At 70.9% G+C, this 24,157-nt stretch carries 20 protein-coding genes; 8 read left to right on the top strand and 12 right to left on the bottom strand.

The features are described from left to right. Window positions 1–15: 15 nt before the first annotated feature. The 6 genes from AC4F3Q_RS00370 to AC4F3Q_RS00345 all read right to left on the bottom strand — a co-directional run bounded on the left by AC4F3Q_RS00370 (window position 16) and on the right by AC4F3Q_RS00345 (window position 7,123). Window positions 16–1,011: an ABC transporter substrate-binding protein gene (locus tag AC4F3Q_RS00370; protein WP_491038289.1), complete on the bottom strand. Its 996-nt coding sequence runs from the start codon at window positions 1,009–1,011 to the stop codon at window positions 16–18. Window positions 1,012–1,210: 199 nt separating this feature from the next. Then, window positions 1,211–2,716 carry an L-arabinose isomerase gene (gene araA, locus AC4F3Q_RS00365; protein ID WP_491038288.1) on the bottom strand — a complete coding sequence of 502 codons (1,506 nt, stop codon included), beginning with the start codon at window positions 2,714–2,716 and terminating at the stop codon, window positions 1,211–1,213. Window positions 2,717–2,776: 60 nt separating this feature from the next. Continuing rightward, window positions 2,777–3,490 (bottom strand): L-ribulose-5-phosphate 4-epimerase, encoded by a 714-nt coding sequence (locus AC4F3Q_RS00360; protein ID WP_168446417.1) that lies wholly within the window; start codon window positions 3,488–3,490, stop codon window positions 2,777–2,779. A gap of 32 nt (window positions 3,491–3,522) precedes the next feature. After that, window positions 3,523–5,118 carry an FGGY-family carbohydrate kinase gene (locus tag AC4F3Q_RS00355; protein ID WP_491038287.1) on the bottom strand — a complete coding sequence of 532 codons (1,596 nt, stop codon included), beginning with the start codon at window positions 5,116–5,118 and terminating at the stop codon, window positions 3,523–3,525. Between the two features lie 216 nt (window positions 5,119–5,334). Further along, complete coding sequence (locus AC4F3Q_RS00350; protein ID WP_491038286.1) at window positions 5,335–6,387, bottom strand: LacI family DNA-binding transcriptional regulator; 1,053 nt, start codon at window positions 6,385–6,387, stop codon at window positions 5,335–5,337. A gap of 67 nt (window positions 6,388–6,454) precedes the next feature. Beyond that, window positions 6,455–7,123 carry a hypothetical protein gene (locus AC4F3Q_RS00345; RefSeq protein WP_491038285.1) on the bottom strand — a complete coding sequence of 223 codons (669 nt, stop codon included), beginning with the start codon at window positions 7,121–7,123 and terminating at the stop codon, window positions 6,455–6,457. A 106-nt stretch (window positions 7,124–7,229) separates the two neighbouring features. On the opposite strand from AC4F3Q_RS00345, the gene radA reads away from it, so the two are divergent. Further along, window positions 7,230–8,681 (top strand): DNA repair protein RadA, encoded by a 1,452-nt coding sequence (gene radA, locus AC4F3Q_RS00340; protein WP_491038284.1) that lies wholly within the window; start codon window positions 7,230–7,232, stop codon window positions 8,679–8,681. A gap of 17 nt (window positions 8,682–8,698) precedes the next feature. Then, window positions 8,699–9,784 carry a DNA integrity scanning diadenylate cyclase DisA gene (gene disA, locus AC4F3Q_RS00335; RefSeq protein WP_491038283.1) on the top strand — a complete coding sequence of 362 codons (1,086 nt, stop codon included), beginning with the start codon at window positions 8,699–8,701 and terminating at the stop codon, window positions 9,782–9,784. A gap of 145 nt (window positions 9,785–9,929) precedes the next feature. Here the strand turns inward: disA and AC4F3Q_RS00330 are convergent, their stop codons facing one another. Beyond that, window positions 9,930–10,610, bottom strand: a complete 681-nt coding sequence (locus tag AC4F3Q_RS00330) for a hypothetical protein (RefSeq protein WP_491038282.1) — start codon at window positions 10,608–10,610, stop codon at window positions 9,930–9,932. Between the two features lie 147 nt (window positions 10,611–10,757). Here AC4F3Q_RS00330 and AC4F3Q_RS00325 point away from each other — a divergent pair, with 147 nt between their 5' ends. Continuing rightward, the gene (locus AC4F3Q_RS00325; protein WP_491038281.1) at window positions 10,758–11,633 is read left to right on the top strand and encodes an HhH-GPD family protein; all 876 of its coding nucleotides are present in this window, start codon (window positions 10,758–10,760) and stop codon (window positions 11,631–11,633) included. Between the two features lie 29 nt (window positions 11,634–11,662). Here the strand turns inward: AC4F3Q_RS00325 and AC4F3Q_RS00320 are convergent, their stop codons facing one another. Together AC4F3Q_RS00320 and AC4F3Q_RS00315 are read right to left on the bottom strand one after the other, a co-directional pair. Next, a complete protein-coding gene (locus tag AC4F3Q_RS00320; protein ID WP_168446424.1) occupies window positions 11,663–12,178 on the bottom strand; it encodes an amino-acid N-acetyltransferase in 516 nt (171 codons plus the stop codon). Window positions 12,179–12,255: 77 nt separating this feature from the next. Then, window positions 12,256–13,227, bottom strand: coding sequence for a sugar-binding transcriptional regulator (locus AC4F3Q_RS00315; protein WP_491038826.1), 972 nt, complete (start codon window positions 13,225–13,227; stop codon window positions 12,256–12,258). Window positions 13,228–13,437: 210 nt separating this feature from the next. On the opposite strand from AC4F3Q_RS00315, the gene AC4F3Q_RS00310 reads away from it, so the two are divergent. The 3 genes from AC4F3Q_RS00310 to glpK all read left to right on the top strand — a co-directional run bounded on the left by AC4F3Q_RS00310 (window position 13,438) and on the right by glpK (window position 17,648). Next, a complete protein-coding gene (locus tag AC4F3Q_RS00310) occupies window positions 13,438–15,192 on the top strand; it encodes a glycerol-3-phosphate dehydrogenase/oxidase (RefSeq protein ID WP_168446426.1) in 1,755 nt (584 codons plus the stop codon). 118 nt (window positions 15,193–15,310) lie between these two features. Continuing rightward, complete coding sequence (locus AC4F3Q_RS00305) at window positions 15,311–16,042, top strand: MIP/aquaporin family protein (RefSeq protein ID WP_168446427.1); 732 nt, start codon at window positions 15,311–15,313, stop codon at window positions 16,040–16,042. An 88-nt stretch (window positions 16,043–16,130) separates the two neighbouring features. Further along, the gene (glpK, locus tag AC4F3Q_RS00300; protein ID WP_168446428.1) at window positions 16,131–17,648 is read left to right on the top strand and encodes a glycerol kinase GlpK; all 1,518 of its coding nucleotides are present in this window, start codon (window positions 16,131–16,133) and stop codon (window positions 17,646–17,648) included. A 102-nt stretch (window positions 17,649–17,750) separates the two neighbouring features. Here glpK and AC4F3Q_RS00295 read toward each other — a convergent pair whose 3' ends face one another. Further along, window positions 17,751–18,899: a matrixin family metalloprotease gene (locus AC4F3Q_RS00295; protein WP_491038280.1), complete on the bottom strand. Its 1,149-nt coding sequence runs from the start codon at window positions 18,897–18,899 to the stop codon at window positions 17,751–17,753. An 89-nt stretch (window positions 18,900–18,988) separates the two neighbouring features. Between AC4F3Q_RS00295 and AC4F3Q_RS00290 the strand changes: the two genes are divergently transcribed. Then, on the top strand, window positions 18,989–20,299 hold the full coding sequence (locus AC4F3Q_RS00290) for an alpha/beta fold hydrolase (RefSeq protein ID WP_491038279.1): 1,311 nt from the start codon (window positions 18,989–18,991) through the stop codon (window positions 20,297–20,299). Between the two features lie 287 nt (window positions 20,300–20,586). Beyond that, window positions 20,587–21,588: a hypothetical protein gene (locus AC4F3Q_RS00285; protein ID WP_491038278.1), complete on the top strand. Its 1,002-nt coding sequence runs from the start codon at window positions 20,587–20,589 to the stop codon at window positions 21,586–21,588. A gap of 220 nt (window positions 21,589–21,808) precedes the next feature. Here AC4F3Q_RS00285 and AC4F3Q_RS00280 read toward each other — a convergent pair whose 3' ends face one another. Next, window positions 21,809–22,543, bottom strand: a complete 735-nt coding sequence (locus tag AC4F3Q_RS00280) for a hypothetical protein (protein ID WP_491038277.1) — start codon at window positions 22,541–22,543, stop codon at window positions 21,809–21,811. Window positions 22,544–22,652: 109 nt separating this feature from the next. Beyond that, entirely contained in the window at window positions 22,653–24,080 is a 1,428-nt protein-coding gene (locus AC4F3Q_RS00275) for a helix-turn-helix domain-containing protein (RefSeq protein ID WP_491038276.1), read from the bottom strand. Window positions 24,081–24,157: the final 77 nt, after the last annotated feature.

Genomic DNA, 24,157 nt, shown 5'->3' with positions numbered 1-24,157 from the left:
GCGGGGGTGCGCCTGTCAGAACGTGCGGGAGTCGACGAACTCCTGGGTGATCGTCTGGTCGAAGGCCTCGTCGACGACGATGGTGCTCTTCTCGACCTGCTCGCCGGCGGCGACCTTCTTGATCAGCTCGGCGAGCTGGTCACCGAAGGCGGGGTTGCACTCGACGACGTAGTTGAACTTCTTGTCGACGAGGGCCTGCAGACCGTCCTTGACGCCGTCCACGGTGACGATCTTGATGTCGACGCCGGGCTTCTTGCCGGTCGCCTCGATCGCCTCGATGGCGCCGAGGCCCATGTCGTCGTTGTGCGCGAAGATCAGGTCCATGTCGGGGTACGCGGCGAGCGCGGCCTCGGTCGCGGCCTTGCCCTCGGCGCGGGTGAAGTTGCCCGAAGCCTCACCGATGACGTTGTCACCGACGATCGAGCGGAAGCCCTCCTGGCGGTTGGTCTGCGCGCCGGAGCCCATCGTGCCCTGGAGCTCGAAGATCTTGGCGTCGGGGTGGTTGGCCTTGACCCACTCGCCGGCGGTCACGCCTTCCTTGGTGAAGTCGGCGCCGATCCAGGTGACGAACGGGTCTGCGACGGTCGTGTCGACGGTGCGGTCGACGAGGACGACGGGGATCTTGGCGTCCTTGATGTCCTGGAGCACCTCGTCCCAGCCGGTCTCGATGACGGGCGAGAACGCGATGACGTCGACGCCCTGGTCGATGAAGTCGCGGAGAGCCTTGATCTGGTTCTCCTGCTTCTGCTGGGCGTCGACGAACGTGAGGTCGAAGCCGTTCTCCTTGGTGAGGTTGAACTTCACGGACTCGGTGTTGGCGGTGCGCCAGCCCGACTCGGCGCCGAGCTGCGAGAACCCGACCTTGATCAGGTCGCTTCCTCCGCCGGCCTGGGGCGTCCCGCCACCGGTCGTGGCCGGGTCGTCAGAGCCGCCGCCGCAGGCGGCGAGGGTGAGCATCGAGATCGTGGCCGCCGCGGCGACCATGGTCCGCGTGAACGTGTTGCGTCGCATATCTCCTCCTTGAGACACCGGTCCCCCTCAGGTTCCGGTACGAGCGCGAGGTCGGCGTCGACCTCGTCACAGTGATGATGTTAGCGCTAACAAACGCTGGTGCCCAGAAGTTCTTGGGTCACCGTTGTGTCACGATTTGCCAGCCTCGCAGACCGCCCAGGAATCCCCCGGTGCGACCTGCGCCGAACGTGTCAGCACGTCACAAGCCCTGTGCCAGACGGTAGTAGACCTGGTTCCACCGGACCTGGTCTGCAAAACCCCGACGCGTCGTCGTCTCGTCGATGACGAGCAGCTCCGTCCGGGCGATCTGAGCGAAGACCTCGAAGGCCTCCACACCTGCTGCGGTCGACAGCACCGTGTGGTGCGCGCCGCCCGCCGTGAGCCACGCTTCCGCCGACGTCGTGAAGTCGGGTCGCGGCTCCCACACGGCTCGCGCGACCGGCAGGCTCGGCAGCGGCGGGTGCTCGACCAGGTCGACCACGTTCGCCGTCAGCCGGAACCGGTCCCGCATGTCCGCGAGCGACACGACGACACCCACGCCCGGGTCGGTGTCGAACACCATCCGAACCGGGTCCTCCTTGCCACCGATCCCGAGCGGGTGGATCTCCACCCGCGGGGTCGACGTCGTCAGCGACGGGCAGATCTCCAGCATGTGCGCGCCGAGGATCCGCTCCGCGCCGGGGGTCAGGTCGTACGTGTAGTCCTCCATGAGGGAGGCGCCACCCGGCAGCCCCGCCCCCATGACCTTGGCGGCCCGCACGAGCACCGCCGTCTTCCAGTCACCCTCAGCACCGAAGCCGTAGCCCTTCGACATGAGCCGCTGCACCGCGATGCCCGGGAGCTGGCGCAGCGCGCCGAGGTCCTCGAAGTTCGTCGTGAACGCCTTCGCGCCGAGCTCCGAGAGGAACCCCTCGAGCGCCACCTCCTGACGCGCCGCGTACCGCAGCGCCTCATGACGCTCGCCACCGCGGCGCAGCTCAGGGACGACGTCGTAGAGGTCCTCGTACTCGGCGACGACGCCGTCGATCGCGGCCTCCTCCACCGCGTCGACGGCCGCCACCAGGTCGTTCACACCCCACGTGTTGACGGAGACGCCGAAGCGCAGCTCGGCCTCCGTCTTGTCACCCTCGGTGACCGCGACGTTGCGCATGTTGTCGCCGAAGCGCGCGAGACGCAGCTCGTGCGTCGCAGCCCAACCGGCCGCGCCACGCACCCACGTGCCGACCCGGCGCGTGACGGCGGGGTTGGACACGTGCCCGACGACGGTCGTGCGCGAGACCCCGAGCCGCGTCTGGATGTACGCGTACTCACGGTCGCCGTGCGCCGCCTGGTTGAGGTTCATGAAGTCCATGTCGATGCTGTCCCACGGCAGGTCCGCGGCCGCCTGCGTGTGCAGGTGCAGCAGCGGCTTGCGCAGCGCGTCGAGCCCGGCGATCCACATCTTCGCGGGGCTGAACGTGTGCATCCACGTGATCACGCCGAGCACCTTGTCGTCAGCGCTCGCGTCGATCATCGCCCTGCGGATCGCGTCCGCATCGGTGAGGACGGGCTTCCACACGACCGGCGCCGGCACGTCGCCCGAGGCGTCGAGCGCGCGCGCGACCTCCTGCGACTGCTCGGCCACCTGCCGGAGGGTCTCCTCGCCGTAGAGGTGCTGGCTCCCCGTGAGGAACCAGATCTCGCGGTCCTGGTACGGCTTGTTCATCGTTGCTCCAAGATCTCTCGTCGTCGAAAGGTCGCGTGCGGGCGTCGTCGCGGCGCAGGTTCAGCGCTGCGCGGGCGCAGGCTGGCCGTACACGTTCTGGTACCGGGCATAGAGGCTGTCGATCGCGCGCTGGTCGATCGGTACGGGCTCCCCGAGCTGCCGCGCGACGTGGATCGTCCGCGCTACCTCCTCGACCATGACGGCTGCCTTGACGGCCGCCGTCGCGTCCCTGCCGATCGTGAAGGGCCCGTGGTTCTGCATGAGCACGGCCGGGCTGCGCGAGCCCGTGAGGGTCTCGACGATGCCCCGCCCGATCGAGTCGTCACCGATGAGCGCGAACGGACCGATCGGGACAGGCCCGCCGAACTCGTCGGCCATCATCGTCAGGACGCACGGGATCTCCTCGCCGCGCGCGGCCCACGCGGTCGCGTACGTCGAGTGCGTGTGCACGACTCCCCCGACCTCCGGCATGTTCCGGTACACGTAAGCGTGCGCCGCGGTGTCCGACGACGGGGCGCGCGTGCCGTCGAGCAGCTCGCCGTCGAGCGTGCACACGACCATCGACTCGGCCGTCAGGTCGTCGTAGGTCACGCCCGAGGGCTTGATGACGAACAGGTCCTCGCCGTCGTGCACGCGGACCCGCTGGGACACGTTGCCCGCGGTCCACACGACCAGGCCCCACCTCGGAAGCTCGGCGTGCAGCCGCGCGACCAGGTCACGGACGCGCGCGACCTCCGCGCGAACCTCGGCGCTCATCTCGTCCAACGTCACCATCGTCCGTCCCTCTGCTCGTCCCGCCCCGGCGCTCACCGGAGCACCTCGGCGGCCGTCCGTACGGCTGCCAGCCCTTGCTCGTAACCCTCGAGGTAGTGCGCGTACCCGGCGACGTCGTCGGCGTCGGGGGTCGCGACCGTGGTCGACGTCGCACGCACGTGCTCGTCGAGGAAGTCCACGAGGGTGAGCCCGCGCGGGTCGAGGCGGTAGGAGGCGAGGACCGCCATCCCCCAGGCGCCCCCCTCGCCAGCCGTGTCGCTCACGCTCACGGGGACGCCGACGGCGGCGGCGAGCATCCGCTGCGCGACGCCGGCCGTCCGGAACATGCCGCCGTGCGCCTGGAGCGAGTCGATCGACACGCCCTCGTCCGCGAGGACGCGCAGCCCGAGGCTCAGCGCCGCGAAGACGCCGTACACCTGGGCGCGGGCGAGGTTGGCGAGCGTCAGACGGCTGCCGGGGGTCCTCACGACGAGGGGCCGTCCCTCGTCGAGGCCCGCGATCGGTTCGCCGGACAGCTGGTTGTACGCGTAGACGCCGCCCGCGTCGGCGGCACCGTCGAGCGCTGCGCGCAGCAGCGCGGCGAACACCTGGTCCTGCGTCGCGGGCGTGCCGAGCGCGGTGGCGAGCTCGCCGAAGACCGCGGCCCAGGCGCCGAGCTCGCTCGCACCGTTGTTGCAGTGCACCATCGCGACGAGGTCGCCTGCGGGGGTCGTGACGACGTCGAGCTCTTCGTGGACGTTGCGGAGCGGGCCTTCGAGGACGACCATCGCGAAGATCGAGGTGCCTGCGGAGACGTTGCCGGTGCGCGGGCGGACTGCACCTGTCGCGACCATGCCTGTGCCGGCGTCCCCCTCGGGGGGGGCGACCGGCGCCCCCGGGCGGATCGCTCCGCTGGGGTCGAGCAAGAGCGCGCCCTCCTCGGTGAGGAGGCCGGCGTCGGCCCCGGCGGGGAGCGGGGTGGGCAGGAGGTCGCCCAGCGGCGTGGTGAACCCGCGCTCGGCGAGGAGCGTGTCGACGACGGCGAGGCGCGCAGCGTCGTAGCCGCCGGTCGTCGGGTCGATCGGGAACATCCCGGAGGCGTCGCCGACGCCGAGGACGCGGCGTCCGGTCAGCCGGTGGTGGACCCATCCGGCGAGAGTCGTCAGCGAGGCGACGTGCGCGACGTGCGGCTCCTCGTCGAGGACGGCCTGGACGAGGTGGCTGACGGACCAGCGCAGCGGCATGTTGAAGTCGAGCGCCTCGGTGAGGAGCGCGGACGCTGCTCCGGTCGAGGTGTTGCGCCAGGTGCGGAAGGGGACGAGGAGCTCGTCGGCCGCGTCGAGGGCGAGGTAGCCGTGCATCATCGCGGAGACGCCGACGGCGGCGACCTCGACGGGGCGCACGCCGTGGCGCTCCTCGGCGTCGTCGAGCAGTGCGGCGACGGCAGCCTGGACCCCGGTCGTGACGTCGTCGAGCGCGTAGGTCCACACGCCGTCGACGAGCTGGTTCTCCCAGCCGTGCCCGCCCTGGGCGAGCGGCTGGTGGTCCGGTCCGACGAGGACGGCCTTGATGCGCGTCGAGCCCAGCTCGATGCCGAGCACAGCGCGACCGTCCGCGAGGATGGTCGATCCCTGAGCAGCTTCCGCCATCGTCGGCGTCCTCTCCCGTACCTCCCGGGAAGGGTTACTTCCCAGGGCCCGCGCCGCCGTTGGCGCGGTTGCGTCGTCGTCGGGCCGCGGGGCCCGGCGGAGTGACGCAGCATCATGTTAGCGCTAACAATCGCGCGTCGGCAACACGCTTGTCCGAAGAAGTCCGATCTGACGCTCAGCCGCGCGCTTCCGCGGGACCTGCACCCCGACGTCGGCTCAGGGGCGCGGCGGGGCCGTGCTCGACCGCACCTGGAGCGTCGGGACGAGCGGCGTCACGACCGGCTCGCGACCAGCGAGCATCGTGCGCATCGCATCGATCGCCAGCCGACCGAGCGCCTGGAAGTCCTGCCGCACCGTCGTCAACGGAGGGATGAAGTGCGCAGCACCGGTCGCGTCGTCGAACCCAGCCACCGACACGTCCTCAGGCACCCGCACCCCCGACTCCCAGAACGCGCGCAGCATCCCCAGCGCCAGCTGGTCGTTCGCCGCGAACACCGCCGTCGGCAGTCCCTCGCGCACCATCCGCCGGCCCGCCGAGTACCCGCGCTCCGCAGTCCAGTCACCCGGCAGCGGGTCCTCCATCGCGAGCCCAGCACGCTCGACCGCAGCCCGCCAGCCCGCGACGCGCGCCCGTGCGTCGAACCAGTCCTGCGGACCTGCGAGGTGCACGACCTGCTCGTGGCCCAGCCCGATCAGGTGGTCTGTGACCGCCGTCGCACCCGCGACCTGGTCGACGCTCACCGAGCGGATCATGCCCGGACCGGGAGAACCCTCACGGATCCCCGTCGACGAGATCATGACCACCGGGACGGGAGCCGCCAGGCTCACGACCGCACGGGTCGCGTCGACCTGCGGCGCGATCATGATGATCCCCTCGACACCCTGACCGAGGAAGTGGTCCATGACCTGCCGCATCGACGCCGGGTCGAACCGCGTCACCGTCGCGACCGACACGTAGTACCCAGCCTCGCGCGCCGCGACCTCGATACCGATCGCCGTCGACGACGGGCCGTACAGCGCCGAGCCGGTCGAGACGACGCCGAAGATCCCTGACCTGTTCGTCGCGAGCGCACGCGCCGCGCTGTTGCGGCGGTAGCCCAGCTCGTCGATCGCGTCGAGGACGCGCGCACGCGTCTCCGGCCGCACGTTCGGGTGGTCGTTGAGCACCCGCGAGACGGTCTGGTGGGAGACGCCGGCACGCTCGGCGACGTCCGCCATCGAGGGCGCTCGAGACGCGCCGGGACGCACACCCACCTCGTCGAGCGCCATGTCGTGCTCCCCTGTCGATCAGGCGCGGCCGGACCGCGCGTGCGACAACTATCTCACCGGGGGAGCCTCACAGCGGGAACGCGCGGAAGAAGTCCTCGATGCCGTCCGCAGGCCCCTCGGCGTGGAACGCCACGGTCCCGTTCACCCACGTCGCCGCGCCCGTCCCCGCAGGCACGGTACGGATGGTCGCCTCCGACGTCTGCGCGCCGCCGATCACGACCGGGAGCACCGTCGCGGTGCCGTCCGGCGTCGCCTCCGCGAACGCCCCCGCACGCGCCCCGGCGGTCGCACGCGCCGCGTCGGCGTCGCGCAGCTGGTTCACCTCGAGCACGACGTCGCCACCCGCCCCGTCCGTGTACGTCACGCGGTACGACTCGAGGGCGTCGCCGGGCCCCTCGGCGTCCTCGACCCCCGCGAACGCCCACTGCAGGACCGTGTCGGGGAGAGCCGCGACGAGCGGCGTCGGCTCCTCGCGCGGGGCAGGCGCGACCGCGGCCGTGGGCACAGGGTTGGTGATCGTCACGGCGGGCGGCGTCACGGGCGCCGTCGGCTCCCGGTTCGCGAGCACGGCAGCCGTCACGCCTCCACCGACGAGGACGACCGCACCGACGATCCCCAGGACGAGGCCGCGCCGCCGCGGGCGGCTGCGCCCGTGCTCGGGCACCTGGCCTCTCACTCCCACCTTCACCGGCTCGGCCGGCTCGGGGACCTGGGTGGGCTCGGTGTGCTCAGACATCTCACGTCCTTCCGTCGATCTTCCCGAGCCTACGGGGACCGGGCGGGCCGCGTCCTGGCGTCCAGGGCGCGCGAGCGTGTCGGAAGGGGCAGATACCGTGTCGCCCATGACGCCTCCCGCCGCCACCCGCACCTCTGCGCGCCTGTCGCGCCCCGCGTTCGCGTGCAGCGAGTGCGGCTGGACCACGAGCAAGTGGGTCGGGCGGTGCGGCGAGTGCCAGGAGTGGGGAACGGTCTCGCAGAGCGCGGGGCCGACGGCGGGTCCGCGCACGGCGGCGACGTCTCCCGCGCGCACCCCGGCGCGTCCGATCGACCAGATCCCCGTCGACGCGGCTCGCGCGGTGCCGACGGGCGTCGCGGAGCTCGACCGCGTCCTCGGGGGCGGTCTCGTGCCGGGGGCCGTCGTCCTGCTCGCGGGCGAGCCGGGCGTCGGCAAGTCGACCCTCCTGCTCGACGTCGCGTCGATCGCCGCAGCGAGCGGCCGCACCGTCCTGTACGTGACGGGCGAGGAGTCGGCCGGGCAGGTGCGGCTGCGCGCCGAACGGATCGGCGCGCTCGACCCGAACCTGCTCCTCGCCGCCGAGACGGACCTCGGGACGGTCCTCGGGCACATCGAGGCGACCGACCCGTACCTCCTCGTGCTGGACTCGGTGCAGACCATCGCGTCGGCCCAGGTCGAGGGCGGGCCGGGCGGCGTCGCGCAGGTCAAGGAGGTCGCTGGCGCGATCATCGCGGCCGCGAAGGGCCGCGACATGCCGGTCCTCCTGGTCGGCCACGTGACGAAGGACGGCTCCGTCGCGGGTCCTCGCACGCTCGAGCACCTCGTCGACGTCGTCTGTCAGTTCGAGGGCGACCGCCACTCGAGCCTGCGCATGGTCCGGGCGGTCAAGAACCGCTACGGCGCGACCGACGAGGTCGGCTGCTTCGAGCTCACGGAGTCGGGGATCGTCGGCCTCGCCGACCCGAGCGGGCTCTTCCTGTCGCACACCGTCTCCGAGACTCCCGGCACGTGCGTGACGGTGACGCTCGAGGGTCGCCGTCCGCTCCCTCTCGAGGTGCAGTCGCTCGCTGTCCCGACGACGCTCGCGAACCCGCGCCGCACGACGAACGGGATCGACTCGAGCCGGGTCGCGATGATCCTTGCCGTCATGCACCGCTTCGCGGGCCTGCGCGCTGAACAGCTCGACATGTACATCTCGACGATCGGGGGCCTGCGCGTCGTCGAGCCGTCGGCGGACCTCGCGATCGCGCTCGCCGCGGCGAGCGCCGTGAGCCACCGGCCGGTCGCCCGCGGGACGATCGCGGTCGGCGAGGTCGGGCTCTCGGGAGACCTGCGTCCGGTGTCCGCGCTCGGGCGGCGTCTCGCCGAGGCTGCGCGCCTCGGCCTGCGTCGGGCGATCGTCCCGCAGGCGTCGTTCGAGACGCTCGACCAGGTGCCTGCCGGGATGACCGTCCTGCCGGCCGTGCACGTCGCGCACGCTGCGGAGCTCGCTCTCGGCCCGGCCGAGGATCACCTCGGCGCGGCGAACGGCGCAACGGCGGCGCTGCGAGGGGCCTGACGGCTAGGATCGGCCTCGTGCCTCCGTACTCAGCCCACCTGGACGACCAGCTTCGTGACACCCTCGCGGCTGTCGCGCCCGGCACCGAGCTCCGGGACGGCCTCGAACGCATCCTGCGTGGGCGCACCGGCGCGCTGATCGTCATGGGCATGGACGGCGTCGTCGACGACATCTGCTCGGGCGGGTTCGAGCTCGACGTCGAGTTCTCCGCGACCCGTCTGCGCGAGCTCGCGAAGATGGACGGCGCGATCGTCCTCGACCGGCACGCCTCGCGCATCGTGCGCGCCGCCGTGCAGCTCCTCCCCGACCCGACGATCTCCACGTCCGAGTCGGGCACCCGCCACCGCACCGCCGAGCGGGTCGCCAAGCAGACCGGCTTCCCGGTCATCTCGGTGAGCCAGTCGATGCGGATCGTCGCCGTCTACTCGGGTGGCTCGCGCCACGTCATCGAGGACACCGAGGCGATCCAGTCCCGCGCGAACCAGGCGCTCGCGACGCTCGAGCGGTACCGCGCCCGCCTCGACGAGGTGTCCGGCACGCTCTCCGCGCTCGAGATCGAGGATCTCGTCACGGTCCGCGACGTGTGCGCCGTCGTGCAGCGTCTCGAGATGGTCGGACGCATCTCCGAGGAGATCGCCGGCTACGTCATCGAGCTCGGCACCGACGGGCGTCTGCTGTCGCTCCAGCTCGACGAGCTGATCGGCGGCCTCGGCTCCGACCGGGACGCCGTCATCCGGGACTATGTCGAGCTGTCCCGCAAGGACCGCACGTCGGCCGACGTCCTCGCCGAGCTCGGCGAGCTCGACTCGACCCAGCTGCTGGACCTGTCGCAGATCGGACGGGTGCTCGGCCTGCCGGGTGGGGGCGAGGCGCTCGACGCCGCAGTCGCCCCGCACGGGTACCGCCTCCTGTCGAAGGTTCCCCGCCTGCCGGGCGCGATCGTCGAGCGGCTCGTCGTGCACTTCGGCGGCCTGCAGCGCATGCTCGCAGCGACGATCGAGGAGCTCATGAGCGTCGAGGGTGTCGGCGAGCAGCGCGCCCGCGCGATCCGTGAGGGTCTGTCGCGTCTCGCCGAGTCGAGCATCCTCGAGCGCTACGTCTGACCCTTCTCGCCACGCAGTGGGTCCCACACCCAGCGGACCCGCGCGAGGTAGCGGGTTCCACGCCAGACAGGCGCCTGCACGGCCCTACCTCGTGCGCAAGCCCCTACCTCGCGCACCCGCCCGGCTTGTGACGCAGGCGTCCGACTCAGGACAGGACGAGCACGACCTCGTCGGACGTCTTTCCGAGGATGCTCGCCGTCGCGCGGTAGGTTCCGGCCTTCGCCTCGACGCCCTTCGTCGGGCAGCCCGGCTCGGACCGCACCCGCTTCCAGGTGAGGGACGCTGCGTCGGACTGGCCCGCCGCGAGCAGCAGCATCCGGGGCTTCGGGTCGACGCAGTCGGCGCTGCCCCAGATGCGGGCGGGTCCCGACACGATCACGAGCTCGCGCGTCTTGTCGGTGACGTCGATCAGGCAGGAACGGTCGCTCGTGTTCGTCACCTCGAGGGCGAACTTCACGTTGCGCCCCTGGAACGTCTCGCCGTCGGCCGAGAGCTTGATGCCGACGTCCTCCTGCGCGCACGCGGGCACGTCGCCCGACCCCCCGGACTCGGCACCGGTCTTGACCGGCTCCTCGGCGCTCGGGTCGGCGGGCTTCTCGTCGGTGCCGCCCGCGGGCTGGCCGTCCTTGCCGCCGGAGCCTGACGGTTCGGTGGCCGCGGCTGACGGGGTCGGCTTCGCGGGGGGAGCGTCGCCGGCGCCCGCGATCTTGCTGACGGCGGCTGCGACGAGTGCGACCACGACGACGACCGCGGCGATCAGGAGGAGTCGGCGCACCCAGTACACGCGAGGGGGCAGCGGGCCCACGGGGCGGATGACAGTGCTCACGCTCCCACCTTCCCTGGGTCGACGTCGGCGGCGATGCTGCCCCCAGGCTACGAACCGAGCAGGCGCGGCGTCGCGAGGCGCGCCGCACCGCGCGCGCCGCGGGGCACGAGGTGCGCGTGGCGTGCCACGTCGCGCAGAATCGTCGTCGTGCCTCCCTCCCCCGCCCTGGTCCGCGAGCGCGTCTGCGCGTGGTTCGCCGGTGCGGCACGTGACCTGCCGTGGCGTGCGCCGGACCGTACGCCGTGGGGCGTGCTCGTGAGCGAGGTGATGCTCCAGCAGACGCCGGTCGTGCGGGTCGAGCCGGTGTGGCGCGAGTGGATGGCGCGCTGGCCTGGGCCGGCGGACGTGGCGGCGGCGCCGACGGCGGAGGTGCTGCGGGCGTGGGGTCGGCTCGGCTACCCGCGGCGGGCGTTGCGGCTGCAGGACTGCGCGCGGGCGATCACCGAGCGGCACGACGGTCAGGTGCCGCAAGGTTTCGACGAGCTGCTCGCGTTGCCGGGTGTCGGGGCGTACACGGCGGGCGCGGTGACGGCGTTCGCGTTCGGGCGTCGCGCCGTCGTCCTGGACACGAACGTGCGACGCGTCCTCGCACGTGCTCTCGACGGTGCTGCGCTGCCGCACCCGCACCAGACGGTCGCTGAGGTGCGGCGCGCGGAGGCGCTCGTCCCGCAGGACGACGCGGAGGCTGCGGAGTGGGCGGCAGCGTCGATGGAGCTCGGCGCGCTCGTGTGCACGGCGCGCTCCCCGCGGTGCGTGAAGTGCCCGGTCGCGGACCTGTGCGCGTGGCGGCTCGCGGGCTTCCCTGCGGACGAGCACGCTGCCCGACGCCGCACGCAGGCGTGGGCGGGGACGGACCGGCAGTGCCGTGGCCGGGTCATGGCGGCGCTGCGCGCGGCGGACGGGCCGGTGCCGCGCGCAGGCATCGACTGGCCGGACCCTGCACAGCTGGACCGCGCGCTCGCCGGGCTCGTGGAGGACCATCTCGCCGAGCAGACGCCGGACGGCTACGTGCTGCCGCGCTGAGCGCGGCTGTGGGCCCGCGCTCAGCGGCGTCAGAGGTGCAGGAGCATCCGGGTGTTGCCGAGGGTGTTGGGCTTCACGCGGGCGAGGTCGAGGAACTCGGCGACGCCGTCGTCGTGCGAGCGCAGGAGCTCGGCGTACACCTCGGGTGAGACGACCGTCCCCTCGATCTCCTCGAAGCCGTGCCGGGTGAAGAAGTCGACCTCGAAGGTCAGGCAGAACACGCGTGCCAGTCCGAGCGCACGCGCCCGGTCGAGGAGCGTCGTCAGCAGCGCGGAGCCTGCGCCCGTGCCGTTCCACCCCGGGGCGACGGCGAGGGTGCGGATCTCGGCGAGGTCGACCCACATCACGTGCAGGGCGCCACAGCCGACGACCGTGCCGTCGGCGTCGACCGCGACGACGAACTCCTGCACGGCCTCGTAGTACGTCACCTGCTCCTTGGCGATGAGGATGCGCTCGTTCGCGTACGGTTCGACCAGCTCGCGGATGGCTCGGACGTCTGCGGGCAGGGCGGGCCGGACGGTGAACTCGCGGGAGGCTTCGGGCACGCCCTGCACGCTACTACCCCGGCACCGCGAAGCGCTGACCTGCACAGGAAGTGGCTGCTGCGCAGCCCGCGCGGCCGTCACGACACCGTCGTGGCGTCGCGCAGCGCGGCGCCACGTTCGGCGGCCGCGCGCTCGGCGTCGTCGAGCTCGAAGAGGCGCAGCGCGGTCAGCTCGTCGATGACGAGGTGGGTGACCGCGCCGGCGAGGAGGGCGGCGCGCAGCGGGACGACCTTGTTGTCGCCTGCGACCGCGCAGACGCGCCGGGGAACGGCACGCAGCTGGGCTGGTGTGGGGCCGGTCGCGCGCGCGTTGAGGTCGATGTCGGAGTAGGTGCCGTCGGCGCGCAGGAAGACCGTGCAGACGTCGCCGACGACGCCCTCGGCCTCGAGGGTCGCGACGTCGTCCGGCTCGAGGTAACCGGCGGAGTAGACGTGGCTCGGGAGCTCGCCCTGGAGGGCTCCGACCGAGAACAGGGCGATGTCGGCGCGGCGCTGCACGTCGACGACGCGCTGCACGCTGCGCTCGCGCCACATCGCGTCGCGCGTCTCGGCGTAGTCGAAGAACGCGGGGACGGGGAAGTAGTGGACGTGCGCGCCGAAGGCGCGCCCGAAGCCGGAGATGAGGTCGCCGGCGTAGTCGACGCCGGAGGTGCGGGTGTTGGCGGCACCGTTGAGCTGCACGACGGCGGAGCCGCGCGTGGGCTTGTTCGTCAGGTGCCCGGAGATGGCGTTGATCGTGGTGCCCCAGGCGATAGCGAGGACCATCTCGGAGTCGAACCAGGACGTGATGAGGCGGGCGGTCGTCCGGGCGACCTGGTCGAGGCGGTCGAGCTGCGCGCCCGAGTCGGGGACGGGGACGACGAACGCCTCGATGTCGTAGTCGTCGCGCAGACGCTGCGTGAGGCCGGGTGCTCGGGAGTGCGTGGGGCGCAGGGTGATCTCGACGATGCCGCTCTCGCGGGCGTCGCGGATCATCCGCGAGACGGTCGAGCGGGATGTCCCGAGGTGCTTGGCGATGGCCTCCATCTTCATGTCCTGGAGGTAGTACATCGACGCCGCGGCGTACGCGTCGCGGCTGTGCCGCAGGGAACGCAGGTCTGAACGAATTGCCACGCTGCCACCTCCACGGACGTCCCAGAGGGTCTTGTCACCCGGGATCTTGGTCCTAGCGTTGCACATATGTGCAGCCCGGTTGCGCGGATGTTCTACCGATGTTTGGTTGAGACCGGAACAGCACCAACCTCCGGCGAAAGGCCAGCAATGTCAGTCTCCGGCACGTCAACCCGTCTGACCCCCAGCACCCGTGAGGCCTCGCTCGAGGCGCTCCGCCAGAGCGCGGCCACCCCGCTCGACGTCCTGGTCGTCGGCGGCGGCGTGACCGGCGCCGGCATCGCGCTCGACGCCGTGACCCGCGGCCTGAGCACCGCGATCGTCGAGGCGCAGGACTGGTCCTCCGGCACATCGAGCCGTTCCTCGAAGCTCGTGCACGGTGGCCTGCGCTACCTGCAGATGCTCGACTTCCACCTGGTCAAGGAGGCGCTCACCGAGCGCGACCTCCTCATCAACAAGCTCGCCCCGCACCTCGTCAAGCCGGTCTCGTTCCTGTACCCGCTCGAGCACAAGGTCTGGGAGCGCGCCTATGTCGGCGCCGGCGTCGCCCTGTACGACGGGCTCGCGACCCTCGCCCCCGGCAAGCGCGCGATGCCGTGGCACCGCCACCTCAGCCGCAAGGGCATGGACCGCCTGTTCCCCGACCTGCGCCACGACGCCGCCGTCGGCGCGCTGCGCTACTGGGACGCGAGCGTCGATGACGCGCGCCTCGTCTCGACCCTCGTCCGGACCGCCGCGGGCTACGGCGCCCACGCCGCGAGCCGCACCCAGGTCGTCGAGCTCACGAAGAACGCGCGCGGCCGCATCGACGGCGCCGTCCTCCAGGACCTCGAGACCGGCGAGAAGATCACCGCCAAGGCTCGCCACGTCATCAACGCCACGGGCGTCTGGACCGAGGACACCGAGGCTCTCGCGGGCGGCTCCGGCGGGCTGCGGGTGCTCGCGTCCAAGGGCATCCACATCGTCGTCCCGCGCGACCGCATCCGCGGCAAGGTCGGCCTGATCCTCCAGACCGAGAAGTCCGTGCTCTTCGTCATCCCGTGGTCCCGCTACTGGGTCATCGGCACGACGGACACCCCGTGGGAGCAGGAGCTCACGCACCCCGTCGCGACCTCGGCCGACATCGACTACGTCCTCGAGCACGCGAACGCCGTCCTCGCCGAGCCGCTCACGCGCGACGACATCATCGGCACGTGGGCGGGCCTGCGCCCGCTCCTGCAGCCGGGCACCAAGGAGGGCACGTCGTCGGCCAAGGTGTCGCGTGAGCACACTGTCGCCTCACCCGAGCCAGGCCTCACCGTCATCGCGGGCGGCAAGCTCACCACCTATCGTGTCATGGCTGAGGACGCCGTCGACTTCGCGCTCGGCGCGGAGGCGAGCCAGCTCCCGTCCGTGACGTCCAAGACGCCGCTGCTCGGCGCCGTCGGGCTCGAGGCCCAGCGCAACTGGGCGCGCACCCACGCCTCGACGTACGGGTGGTCGAACGCCATGCTCGACCACCTCTTCCACCGGTACGGCGCGCTCGTCGCAGACATCGTCCACCTGTGCGAGCAGGACCCGAGCCTCGCCAAGCCGCTCGAGCACGCGTCCGCGTATCTCCGCGCCGAGGTCTCCTACGCGGCGAGCCACGAGGGTGTCCTCCACCTCGAAGACGTGATGCTGCACCGCACGCGCCTCGTCTACGAGGAGCGCGACCGTGGGCTCGCCGCCCTCCCCGAGATCGTCGACATCATCGCGCCGATCCTCGGCTGGGACGACGAGCGCCGGGCGGCGGAGATCGCGTCCTACACCGCGCGCGCCGAGGCCGAGGAAGCTGCTTCCCACGACCTCGACGACGCCTCCGCCGAGGAGACGCGCCTCAAGGCTGCTGATATCAGCCCCATGACAACGCTCGGTTCTCACTGAGCGTCCAGGTCGGTGCTGGCGCCCGCCAGCACCGACCGGCCGCCCTCGGGCGGTCTGGCCCGTCCGCGAGGGGCGGACGGGTATCCACGACAACGAAGTCAATGAAAGCGGGCACACCATGACACTGACCGACATCTTCGTCTCCGAAGTGATCGGCACGGCACTCCTGATCCTCCTCGGCGCGGGCGTCGTCGCCAACGTCGTCCTCCCGAAGAACAAGGGATTCAACGCGGGATGGGTCGTCATCACGTTCGGGTGGGGGCTTGCCGTCTACGCAGGCGTGTGGGCGGCGTGGAAGTCGGGCGCGCACCTCAACCCGGCCGTCACGTTCGGCATCATCGCGAACAAGCAGGAGAACTACGTCGACGGCATCCCTGTCGACGTCACCAGCACCCTGGTCTACCTCTCGGGGGAGATGGTCGGCGCGTTCATCGGCGCTGTCCTCGCCTACCTCGCCTACAAGAAGCACTTCGACGACGCTGACGCCGACTCGGGCTCCAAGCTCGCTGTGTTCTCGACCGGCCCGGCAATCCGTTCCTACGGCTGGAACCTCGTCACGGAGGCCCTCGGCACGTTCGTGCTCGTGTTCGTCATCCTGCAGTTCGGCAACTCGCCGCACGAGCTCGGCCCGCTCGCGGTCGCGCTGCTCGTGGTCGGTATCGGCATGAGCCTCGGCGGGCCGACCGGCTACGCGATCAACCCGGCACGTGACCTCGCGCCCCGAATCGCGCACGCCCTCCTCCCGATCAAGGGCAAGGGCTCGAGCGACTGGGGCTACGCCTGGGTGCCGGTCGTCGGCCCGATCATCGGCGGTGTTCTCGCCGGCCTCCTGGCCACCGCCGTCGCCTGACCTTGTCTAGCGCGGAAGGCCGCCACGAACGGCGGCCTTCCGCACGCACACCTGACCCCCCGCACACGACGCGAAGGAAACCTGGACCATGACGAAGAAGTACGTCCTTGCGATCGACCAGGGCACCACGAGCTCCCGGGCGATCCTCTTCACCCACGAGGGCACGATCCACTCGGTCGGCCAGCTCGAGCACGACCAGATCTTTCCCCAGGCCGGCTGGGTCGAGCACAACCCGGAGCAGATCTGGAACAACGTCCGCGAGGCTGTCGGCATCGCGCTGACGCGCGGCAACGCCACGCACGAGGACGTCGCGGCGGTCGGCATCACGAACCAGCGCGAGACGGCGGTCGTCTGGGACAAGACGACCGGCAAGCCGGTCTACAACGCGATCGTCTGGCAGGACACGCGTACCCAGAAGATCGTCGACGAGCTGGGTGGCTCGGACGGCCCCGAGAAGTACAAGGACATCGTCGGGCTGCCGCTCGCGACGTACTTCTCCGGCCCGAAGGTCAAGTGGATCCTCGACAACGTCGAGGGTGCCCGCGAGGCGGCCGAGCGCGGCGACCTGCTGTTCGGCAACACCGACACCTGGGTGCTGTGGAACATGACGGGCGGCCCCGAGGGCGGCGTGCACGTCACCGACGTCACCAACGCGTCGCGCACGATGCTCATGAACATCGACACCCTCGACTGGAACGAGGACATCGCGAGGGACATGACGATCCCGATGTCGATGCTCCCCGAGATCCGCTCGTCGTCCGAGGTGTACGGCCACGGCCGTGCGCGGGGCATGGTGCCCGGCGTGCCGATCGCCGGCATCCTCGGCGACCAGCAGGCCGCGACGTTCGGCCAGGCGTGCTTCGAGGTCGGTACGGCCAAGAACACGTACGGCACCGGCAACTTCATGCTGCTCAACACGGGCACGGAGCCGGTCCGGTCGGAGAACGGCCTGCTGACGACGGTCTGCTACAAGATCGGCGACCAGCCTGCGGTGTACGCGCTCGAGGGTTCGATCGCGGTGACGGGGTCGCTCGTGCAGTGGCTGCGTGACAACCTCGGCATGTTCGACGACGCGCCGGACATCGAGCACCTGGCGAGCAAGGTCGAGGACAACGGTGGCGCGTACTTCGTGCCGGCGTTCTCGGGCTTGTTCGCGCCGCACTGGCGCTCCGACGCGCGCGGGGCGCTCGTCGGCCTGACCCGGTACGTCAACAAGAACCACATCGCGCGTGCTGCTCTGGAGGCCACGGCCTTCCAGACGCGCGAGGTGCTCGACGCGATGAACGCCGACTCGGGCGTCCCGCTCAAGGAGCTCAAGGTCGACGGCGGCATGGTGTCCAACGAGCTGCTCATGCAGTTCCAGGCGGACATCCTCGACGTCGAGGTCGTGCGACCGAAGGTCGCCGAGACGACGGCGCTCGGCGCGGCCTACGCGGCGGGTATCGCGGTCGGGTTCTGGGAGGGCGAGCAGGACGTCCGTGACAACTGGGTCGAGGGCGGCCGCTGGAAGCCGACGATCGAGCCGGAAGAGCGCGACCGTCAGTACCGCCTCTGGAAGAAGGCCGTCACGAAGACCCTCGACTGGGTCGACGACGACGTGAAGTAGGCCGCTCGGCCTCCTTCTCCACACACGGATCGCCCGTCTGCACACGTGGAGTGTGCAGGCGGGCGATCCGTGCGTCTGGGAGGTTGCGCGCCGCCGGGCCGGTCAGAGGTCCGGCTGGCACTCCCCTGAGCCGAGGACGGCGAGCCCAGCACGGTCGCCCGGACCCCACGACGTCCTCGTCGAGTCGCTCGGGTGCATGAGTGCGTCCGTGTCCTCGACGTGGTCCAGGCCGAGCATGTGGCCGACCTCGTGGCGCAGCACCTGCACGTAGCCCGGTTCCCCCGCGTACCGCGGGTAGTCGAGCATCGTCGTATCGATCGCGACGGCGCCTGTCACGTATCCGACACTGCCGCCAAACTCGAGCGCGGAGGAACCCCCGAGCCCTGCGATGGTGCCGGCGAGCCCCGGCATCTCCGCCTCGTCGGCGAACCCGATGATCACGGGAGCCCACCGCCCGCCGTACTGGTCCGGCTGGTATGCCTCGCGCTCGAAGCTGACCCGCTCGCTCGTGGTGCCGTCGAGGATGATCTGCAGGCCCGTCAGCTCGCTCGCCTCGGCGAGGACGTGGCTCACCCAGTCGACGAAGTCCTCCGGCGCACGCGCGGCGTCGACGACGACGCGCAGCGGCCGGCAGGGCGACCAGGTCACCGGCATCTGGTCGTGGTAGTTCAAGAACTCGTAGGTGCCGACGAGCCCTTGTGTGCTGACGGCGGGGAGCAGCCGCTCACGCTGCTCCTCGAACCCCGCGGGAGGGCGGAGCCGTGACGTGACCCGTGGCATGTCGGCGAGGTCGGACATGGGCACGGTCAGTGACGGGTCGACCCGGTTCGGGCCCCAGCGGCTGTAACCCGCGATGAGGGAGACGACGACGATCACGATGACGAGGAACCCGGTGAGCGGGCTGCTGTCCCGGCGGGGTGCTCGAGAGGTGGCCGGCGACGGGACGTGCCACGCTTCGGGCCGCTGGCGGCGGGTGCGCGGCCGGTCTGCCTCTCGCTCGTACCGGGCGAAGGCCCTCGCGAGGGACTCGTCGTCGCGGAGCTGTTGCTCCATGGCGGTCCACTGTGCGTCCACGTTCTCGGGCGTCCACGAGTCTTGTCCCCCGGTCCCGGGCGCGGGCACCCCGCGAGGCGGGACCAGCGGCTCCGGCGACCACGACTGTGGCTCGCGGCGCTCGACCACGCCGTCGTCGTCGCGCCCCGCGTCCCAGGGGTCGCTCGGAGGGATCGCGGGATCACCGGGCGTGGTCACCCCCACATCGTGGCGTATCGAGGAGCATCCGTCACGCATGACCTGCGCACCCATGACTGTCCTCCTCGCCCGGGTGGGAGCATGGGCTCATGAGCCTCCACCGCCTGCCCGGTATCCGTGCCGTCGACCACGTGGTGACGGTCCCGCTCGTCCACCACGACGGCGCGGACCCGCGCACGATCACGGTCCTGGCGCGCGAGCTCGTCTCGGCGACCCGTGCGGGAGACGACCTGCCTCTCCTCCTCTTCTTGCAGGGCGGCCCAGGCGGCAGGTCGCCGCGCCCGCTCGGGAGCGACGGCTGGTGGGCGGCAGCGCTCGACCGGTTCCGTGTCGTGCTGCTCGACCAGCGCGGCACGGGGCGTTCGACCCCCGTGACCGCGGCGACCATGGCGGCGCTCGCGGACGGCGCGGGCTCGGACCCGGCGGCCCGGGCCGCGGCGCAGGCGGAGTACCTCGCGCACTTCCGCGCGGACGCGATCGTCGCCGACGCCGAGGCCGTGCGTCGGCGGGTCTACGGCGGGCGGCGGTGGACGACGCTCGGCCAGTCGTACGGCGGCTTCCTCACCCTCACGTACCTGTCGCGGCATCCTGAGGCGCTCGACGCGTGCCTCGTGACAGGCGGCCTCGCGAGCATCCACCCGGACGCGACGGCCCTCTACACGAACACGTGGGCGCGCACCCTGGTGAAGAATGACGCGATGCGCCGTCGGCACCCGGGCGACGCCGAGATCCTCGCGCGCGTCGCGGACGTGCTCGACGCCGGCGAGACGCGCCTGCTGAACGGCGACGTCGTGAGCACCCGCCGCCTGCAGTCGCTCGGCATGGACCTCGGCATGCAGGCCGGCGCGGACCGCATCCACTGGCTGCTCGACGACGCGTTCCTGCCCGACGGCGCACCGGGCGCCGACGAGCGGCTCTCCGACACGTTCCTCGCGGGCCTCGAGTCCGCGACGGGCTTCCGCACGAACCCGCTGTACGCGGTGCTGCACGAGTCGATCTATGCGAGCGGCGACGACGTCACGCCCTGGGCCGCCGCCGCGACGATGCCCGCTGACTTCGCTCCCGGCGCTCGGCCGCTCCAGCTCACGGGCGAGATGATCCTGCCCTGGATGTTCGAGGAGATCGCCGAGCTACGACCGTTCCGGGCGGCGACCGAGGCGCTGCACGCGCGGACGTCGTGGCCCGAGCTGTACGACCGCGAGCGGCTCGCCGCGAACGAGGTTCCGGTCGTCGCGGCGGTCTACCACGACGACATGTTCGTGCCGGCGGACCTGTCCCTCCAGACCGCCGCCGAGGTCGGCAACGTGCGCACGTGGATCACGAACGAGCACGAGCATGACGGCCTGCGCGTGGGCAACGCGCTGCCGCACCTGCTGCGCATGATCGACGAAGGGTTGTAGCGCCGCGCCGTCAGTCGGGAGCGTGCCGCTCGAGGAAGCGATACACCTCGCCGCCGTCGACGCCAGAGCCTCAGGGGGTGCCTGGACGGCTCCCGGGATCGCCGGACGCGCCCCATCGTGGAGCATCGGCCGGGTCACGATCTAGAGTCGCCATTCACGCCGCGTGCAGGTTGCCGAAGACACTTCTCCAAGGATCCGAGGACAGAGGGTAGAAATTCTTCAAGTCCGACGCTAGGTTGATTCCGTGCGCTCCGCAGGGGGAGCGAGCCGGCCCTACGAGGGGCGACTTGAGAGAGAGAGAGATGACAACCTCTACCCGCACGACAATCACCTTCGCCACAGCTGCGGCGATTCTCATCAGCTCTACTGGCATCGCACAGGCCCGCGACGCAAACGCCGCCGCCAATGAAGTCGCCCAGAGCATCGCTGCTGTAGCGCCCGAGGTTGGCACATTGATCGATCCAACAGAAGTGGGCGATAAGTTCCGCGCGTCCAGCACTCACACCCGCATCACAATCCCCACTGAGGGCGACGGCCAGATCGAGGTTGCATCTACAGACCCATCAGTTCCTGAGATTGCCGTTGAGCTCCCAGATCTCGTACGATCAAGTTCCGGCAGCCAGGCTGGCGACGGAACTGTGGTTTTTGAAAGTGACGACAACGCCTCGATCGCCGTGCAGGGGATCGCTGACGGATCGTTCCGACTTCTTTCGGTGCTGGAGGGGCGAAGCGCAGAAGAACGGTACACATACCGTTTCGTGGGGGCCGATCTCCAATCGCAAGAGGACGGCTCTGTGCTGGTTCTCGGACATGGTGCGACGATTGGAACAATCGAGGCGCCTTGGGCGCGCGACGCTGACGGACGAGAGGTTCCGACTCGGTACGAAGTGAGCGGTGACAATCTGGTCCAGGTCATAGATCACAGGTCCGGCGATTTCACCTACCCGATCACAGCAGACCCTTACGCATCGATCGGAATTGGCGTCTACATTCACTTCACTCGCGCAGAGACTAAGACCCTTGCCAACTCGGTCGGCGGAGCATCTGGCATTGGCGCGTTCTGCACAGCATGGGCCATCAAGCTGGCGAAGACTCCCGCGAGTGCAGCTGCGGGTGCGGTCCTCTCAGGGGCATGCCTTGTTGGCGGGCTTCGATTGGTATACCACGCCGGCAAGGCGGAGAACTCTAGCCCCAAGAAGTGCCTCTATCTGCGATACATCGGCGTCGGCACGACGGTCGTGCCACAGTACCTCCACGTCGGCGAGTACCGGGACTCACGATGCAAGTGAGCGCCAAGACTCTGGCGATCTGCTGGTGGGCGGCCATGGTTACATGCGGCGCGATGGTTGTTGCCACCTTCCTCACCGTGGGATCCCCCGCGAATGGGTACTTCACGGCGGGCGCTCTCATATCGATGCTCATATCGGTCTTCTTTAGTGGAAGGCCACGGGGGCAGCGAGGTCCCACTGGGGACAAGGGGTCGGACTGACTGCAGCAGAGTCGTCACCACTACATGCCCCACTCGGGCGATTCACCATTGCTGGCGCTGGATCGCCCGGGTGGGAGCATGCCCTCGTGAGTGGGCCGCCGCGACGATGCGCGGCCCCAGAGGCGCACCGCCAGCCCGATGACGATGATCGCGAACCCCAGCGCGAGATGCCCCGTCGAGAGGTTGGCGACGGGTGACGACGCCCGATCGAGGTCGGCCATGACGGCGTCCAGCGCAGAGCCGACGTCCGTGCCGAGCACCCGGGCCGCGACGTCGGGCAGGACGCTGCTCGTGATCAGCGCAGCCGCGACGGTCGCTGCGACCTGCCACGCACCGACGATGATGAGCGTGCGCGCCGCGACCCGGCGGACGCCACGTCCGCGGGCGATGAGAACGAGCGCGGTCGATGCCGCAACGAGCAGCGCGGCAGGCCACGCGCGCTCGAGCACATCCGCGGTTGCGAGGAGCCGCGACTCCGTGTCGGTGAGTGCCACGTACGACATGCTCACGGTCTCGACGCCGGCGCCGATCGACTCGAGCCAGCCCCGGACCGGGAACGTCAGCGAGGCGTCGCCGGTCGCATGGTCGGCCAGGCTGGTGAGGGTCTGGAACGCGAGGAGGGCGAGCGCAGCCGCCGCGCTGACGAAGGCGACGCCCATCAGTGCCGCAGTGCGCGCGGGCGATCCGGTCCCGCGGCGTGACGCCGCGCTCTCGTCGATGTCCACGTCTGTGATGCCGCTTGCCTGATGCCTCATCCGCCCCCCCCCTGGGAACGGGGTGCGTCCGCGCTCGTCGCGGTGCCCCCGTGACACGTCACGCTAGCGGGGCGCCGCTCGCGAAGACAAGGAAGGTTGTGCGGAGCCGTCAGGCGGGGGCGTGCCGCTCGAGGAAGCGGTACACCTCGCCGTCGTCGACGCCCGGGAACGTGCCCCGGGGAAGGGCGGCGAGGACGTGGCTGTGCATCTTCGCGCTCGGCCACGCGGCGTCGCCCCAGCGCTGCGCGAGCCGCTCGGGCGGGCGCTGGCAGCACGCCGCGTCCGGGCACGTGGAGGTCATGCGGCGCGTCGTCTCGCGACCGCGGAACCACTTCACGTCGCTGAACGGCACGCCGACGCTGATCGAGAACTCGCCGCTCTCGGCGGTGCCGGTCTGCGTCGAGCACCAGTACGTGCCGTTCGGCTTGTCGGTGTACTGGTAGTACTCGCTCGCCCTGTCGCGGGACGCGAACGCCTGCCGCGCCGCCCACCGGCGGCACACGGTCTGCCCCTCGATCGAGCCCGTGACGTCGGCGGGGAAGCGCACGCCGTCGTTCTCGTAGCCGCGCATGAGCGTGCCGGCGCCGTCGACGCGCACGTAGTGCAGGTGGATGCCGAGGTGCGCGGTCGCGAGGTTGGTGAAGCGCTGTGCGGCGGCGTCGTGGGCGATGCCGAACGCGTCGCGGAAGTCCGCGACGGCGAGGTCCTTCTCCTTCTTGCGCGCGGTCAACCAGTCGACGCCCGCCGAGCGCGGGACGAGGCACGCGGCGGCGAAGTAGTTGATCTCGAGGCGCTGCCGCAGGAAGTCGGCGTAGGAGGCGGGCCGCTCGTGGCCGAGCACGCGGTGCGCGATCGCCTGCAGGGCGAGCGACCGCAGCCCGTGGCCGCCGGGGATGGAGGCGGGCGGCAGGTAGATCCGGCCGTTCGCGAGGTCGGTGACCGTGCGGGTCGACGACGGCAGGTCGTCGGTGTGCAGGATCGTGAAGCCGAGCTGCTCGGCGAGCACCGCGACGACGCGGTGCGTGAGCGGGCCCGACGTGTACCCGGCCTTGCGGACGAGCGGCTCGGCGAGCTCCTCGATCTGGGGCAGGTAGTTGTCGACCTCGCGCATCTCGAGGCGCAGCGCGGTGGTCGCGCGTCGTGCCTCCTCGGGTGTCGCGACGGCCTCCGCGTCGCGGCGTGCGAGCTCGCGGTGCAGGCCGACGAGCGTCTCGAGGACGGGCAGCGGGAGCTTTTGGCTGGACTTGACCTCGGGGAGGCCGAGCCGGCCGAAGGTGGTCGACCGTTGGGCATGGTCGAGCTCGATCTCGAGCGCCGCGCGGTGCGACGGCGGCTCGGTCGACAGGAGGGCGGGCACGTCGACGCCGAGCGCGACCGCGAGCGTCCCGAGCGCGCTGATGCGCGGCTCGCGCTTGCCGTTCTCGATGAGGGAGAGCTGCGACGGCGCGAGGCCGGTCGCCGCCGCGACGTCGTCGAGCGTGAGACCGGCGCTGGTCCGGAAGTGCCTGATGCGGCGCCCGAGCGTGATGAGGTCCATCGCTTGACGATAGCGAAAGATCGAGCGATCTTCACGCGATCCCGTTCGTGAATCGTGCGCTGAAGGGCGCAAGGGTG

The sequence above is a fragment of the Flavimobilis sp. BM9 genome (genome assembly GCF_058313055.1).
Note: the sequence above shows the minus strand (reverse complement) of the source record. Positions and strands in the feature narration are given on the sequence as shown.

Bases quoted from the DNA above. Each gene is read 5' to 3' on its own strand.
- AC4F3Q_RS00370 (WP_491038289.1), bottom strand. From the start codon at position 1,011: ATGCGACGCAACACGTTCACGCGGACCATGGTCGCCGCGGCGGCCACG.
- araA (WP_491038288.1), bottom strand. From the start codon at position 2,716: ATGAACAAGCCGTACCAGGACCGCGAGATCTGGTTCCTCACGGGGAGC.
- AC4F3Q_RS00360 (WP_168446417.1), bottom strand. From the start codon at position 3,490: ATGGTGACGTTGGACGAGATGAGCGCCGAGGTTCGCGCGGAGGTCGCG.
- AC4F3Q_RS00355 (WP_491038287.1), bottom strand. From the start codon at position 5,118: ATGGCGGAAGCTGCTCAGGGATCGACCATCCTCGCGGACGGTCGCGCT.
- AC4F3Q_RS00350 (WP_491038286.1), bottom strand. From the start codon at position 6,387: ATGGCGCTCGACGAGGTGGGTGTGCGTCCCGGCGCGTCTCGAGCGCCC.
- AC4F3Q_RS00345 (WP_491038285.1), bottom strand. From the start codon at position 7,123: ATGTCTGAGCACACCGAGCCCACCCAGGTCCCCGAGCCGGCCGAGCCG.
- radA (WP_491038284.1), top strand. From the start codon at position 7,230: ATGACGCCTCCCGCCGCCACCCGCACCTCTGCGCGCCTGTCGCGCCCC.
- AC4F3Q_RS00315 (WP_491038826.1), bottom strand. From the start codon at position 13,227: ATGTACTACCTCCAGGACATGAAGATGGAGGCCATCGCCAAGCACCTC.
- AC4F3Q_RS00310 (WP_168446426.1), top strand. From the start codon at position 13,438: ATGTCAGTCTCCGGCACGTCAACCCGTCTGACCCCCAGCACCCGTGAG.
- AC4F3Q_RS00305 (WP_168446427.1), top strand. From the start codon at position 15,311: ATGACACTGACCGACATCTTCGTCTCCGAAGTGATCGGCACGGCACTC.
- glpK (WP_168446428.1), top strand. From the start codon at position 16,131: ATGACGAAGAAGTACGTCCTTGCGATCGACCAGGGCACCACGAGCTCC.
- AC4F3Q_RS00290 (WP_491038279.1), top strand. From the start codon at position 18,989: ATGAGCCTCCACCGCCTGCCCGGTATCCGTGCCGTCGACCACGTGGTG.
- AC4F3Q_RS00280 (WP_491038277.1), bottom strand. From the start codon at position 22,543: ATGAGGCATCAGGCAAGCGGCATCACAGACGTGGACATCGACGAGAGC.
- AC4F3Q_RS00275 (WP_491038276.1), bottom strand. From the start codon at position 24,080: ATGGACCTCATCACGCTCGGGCGCCGCATCAGGCACTTCCGGACCAGC.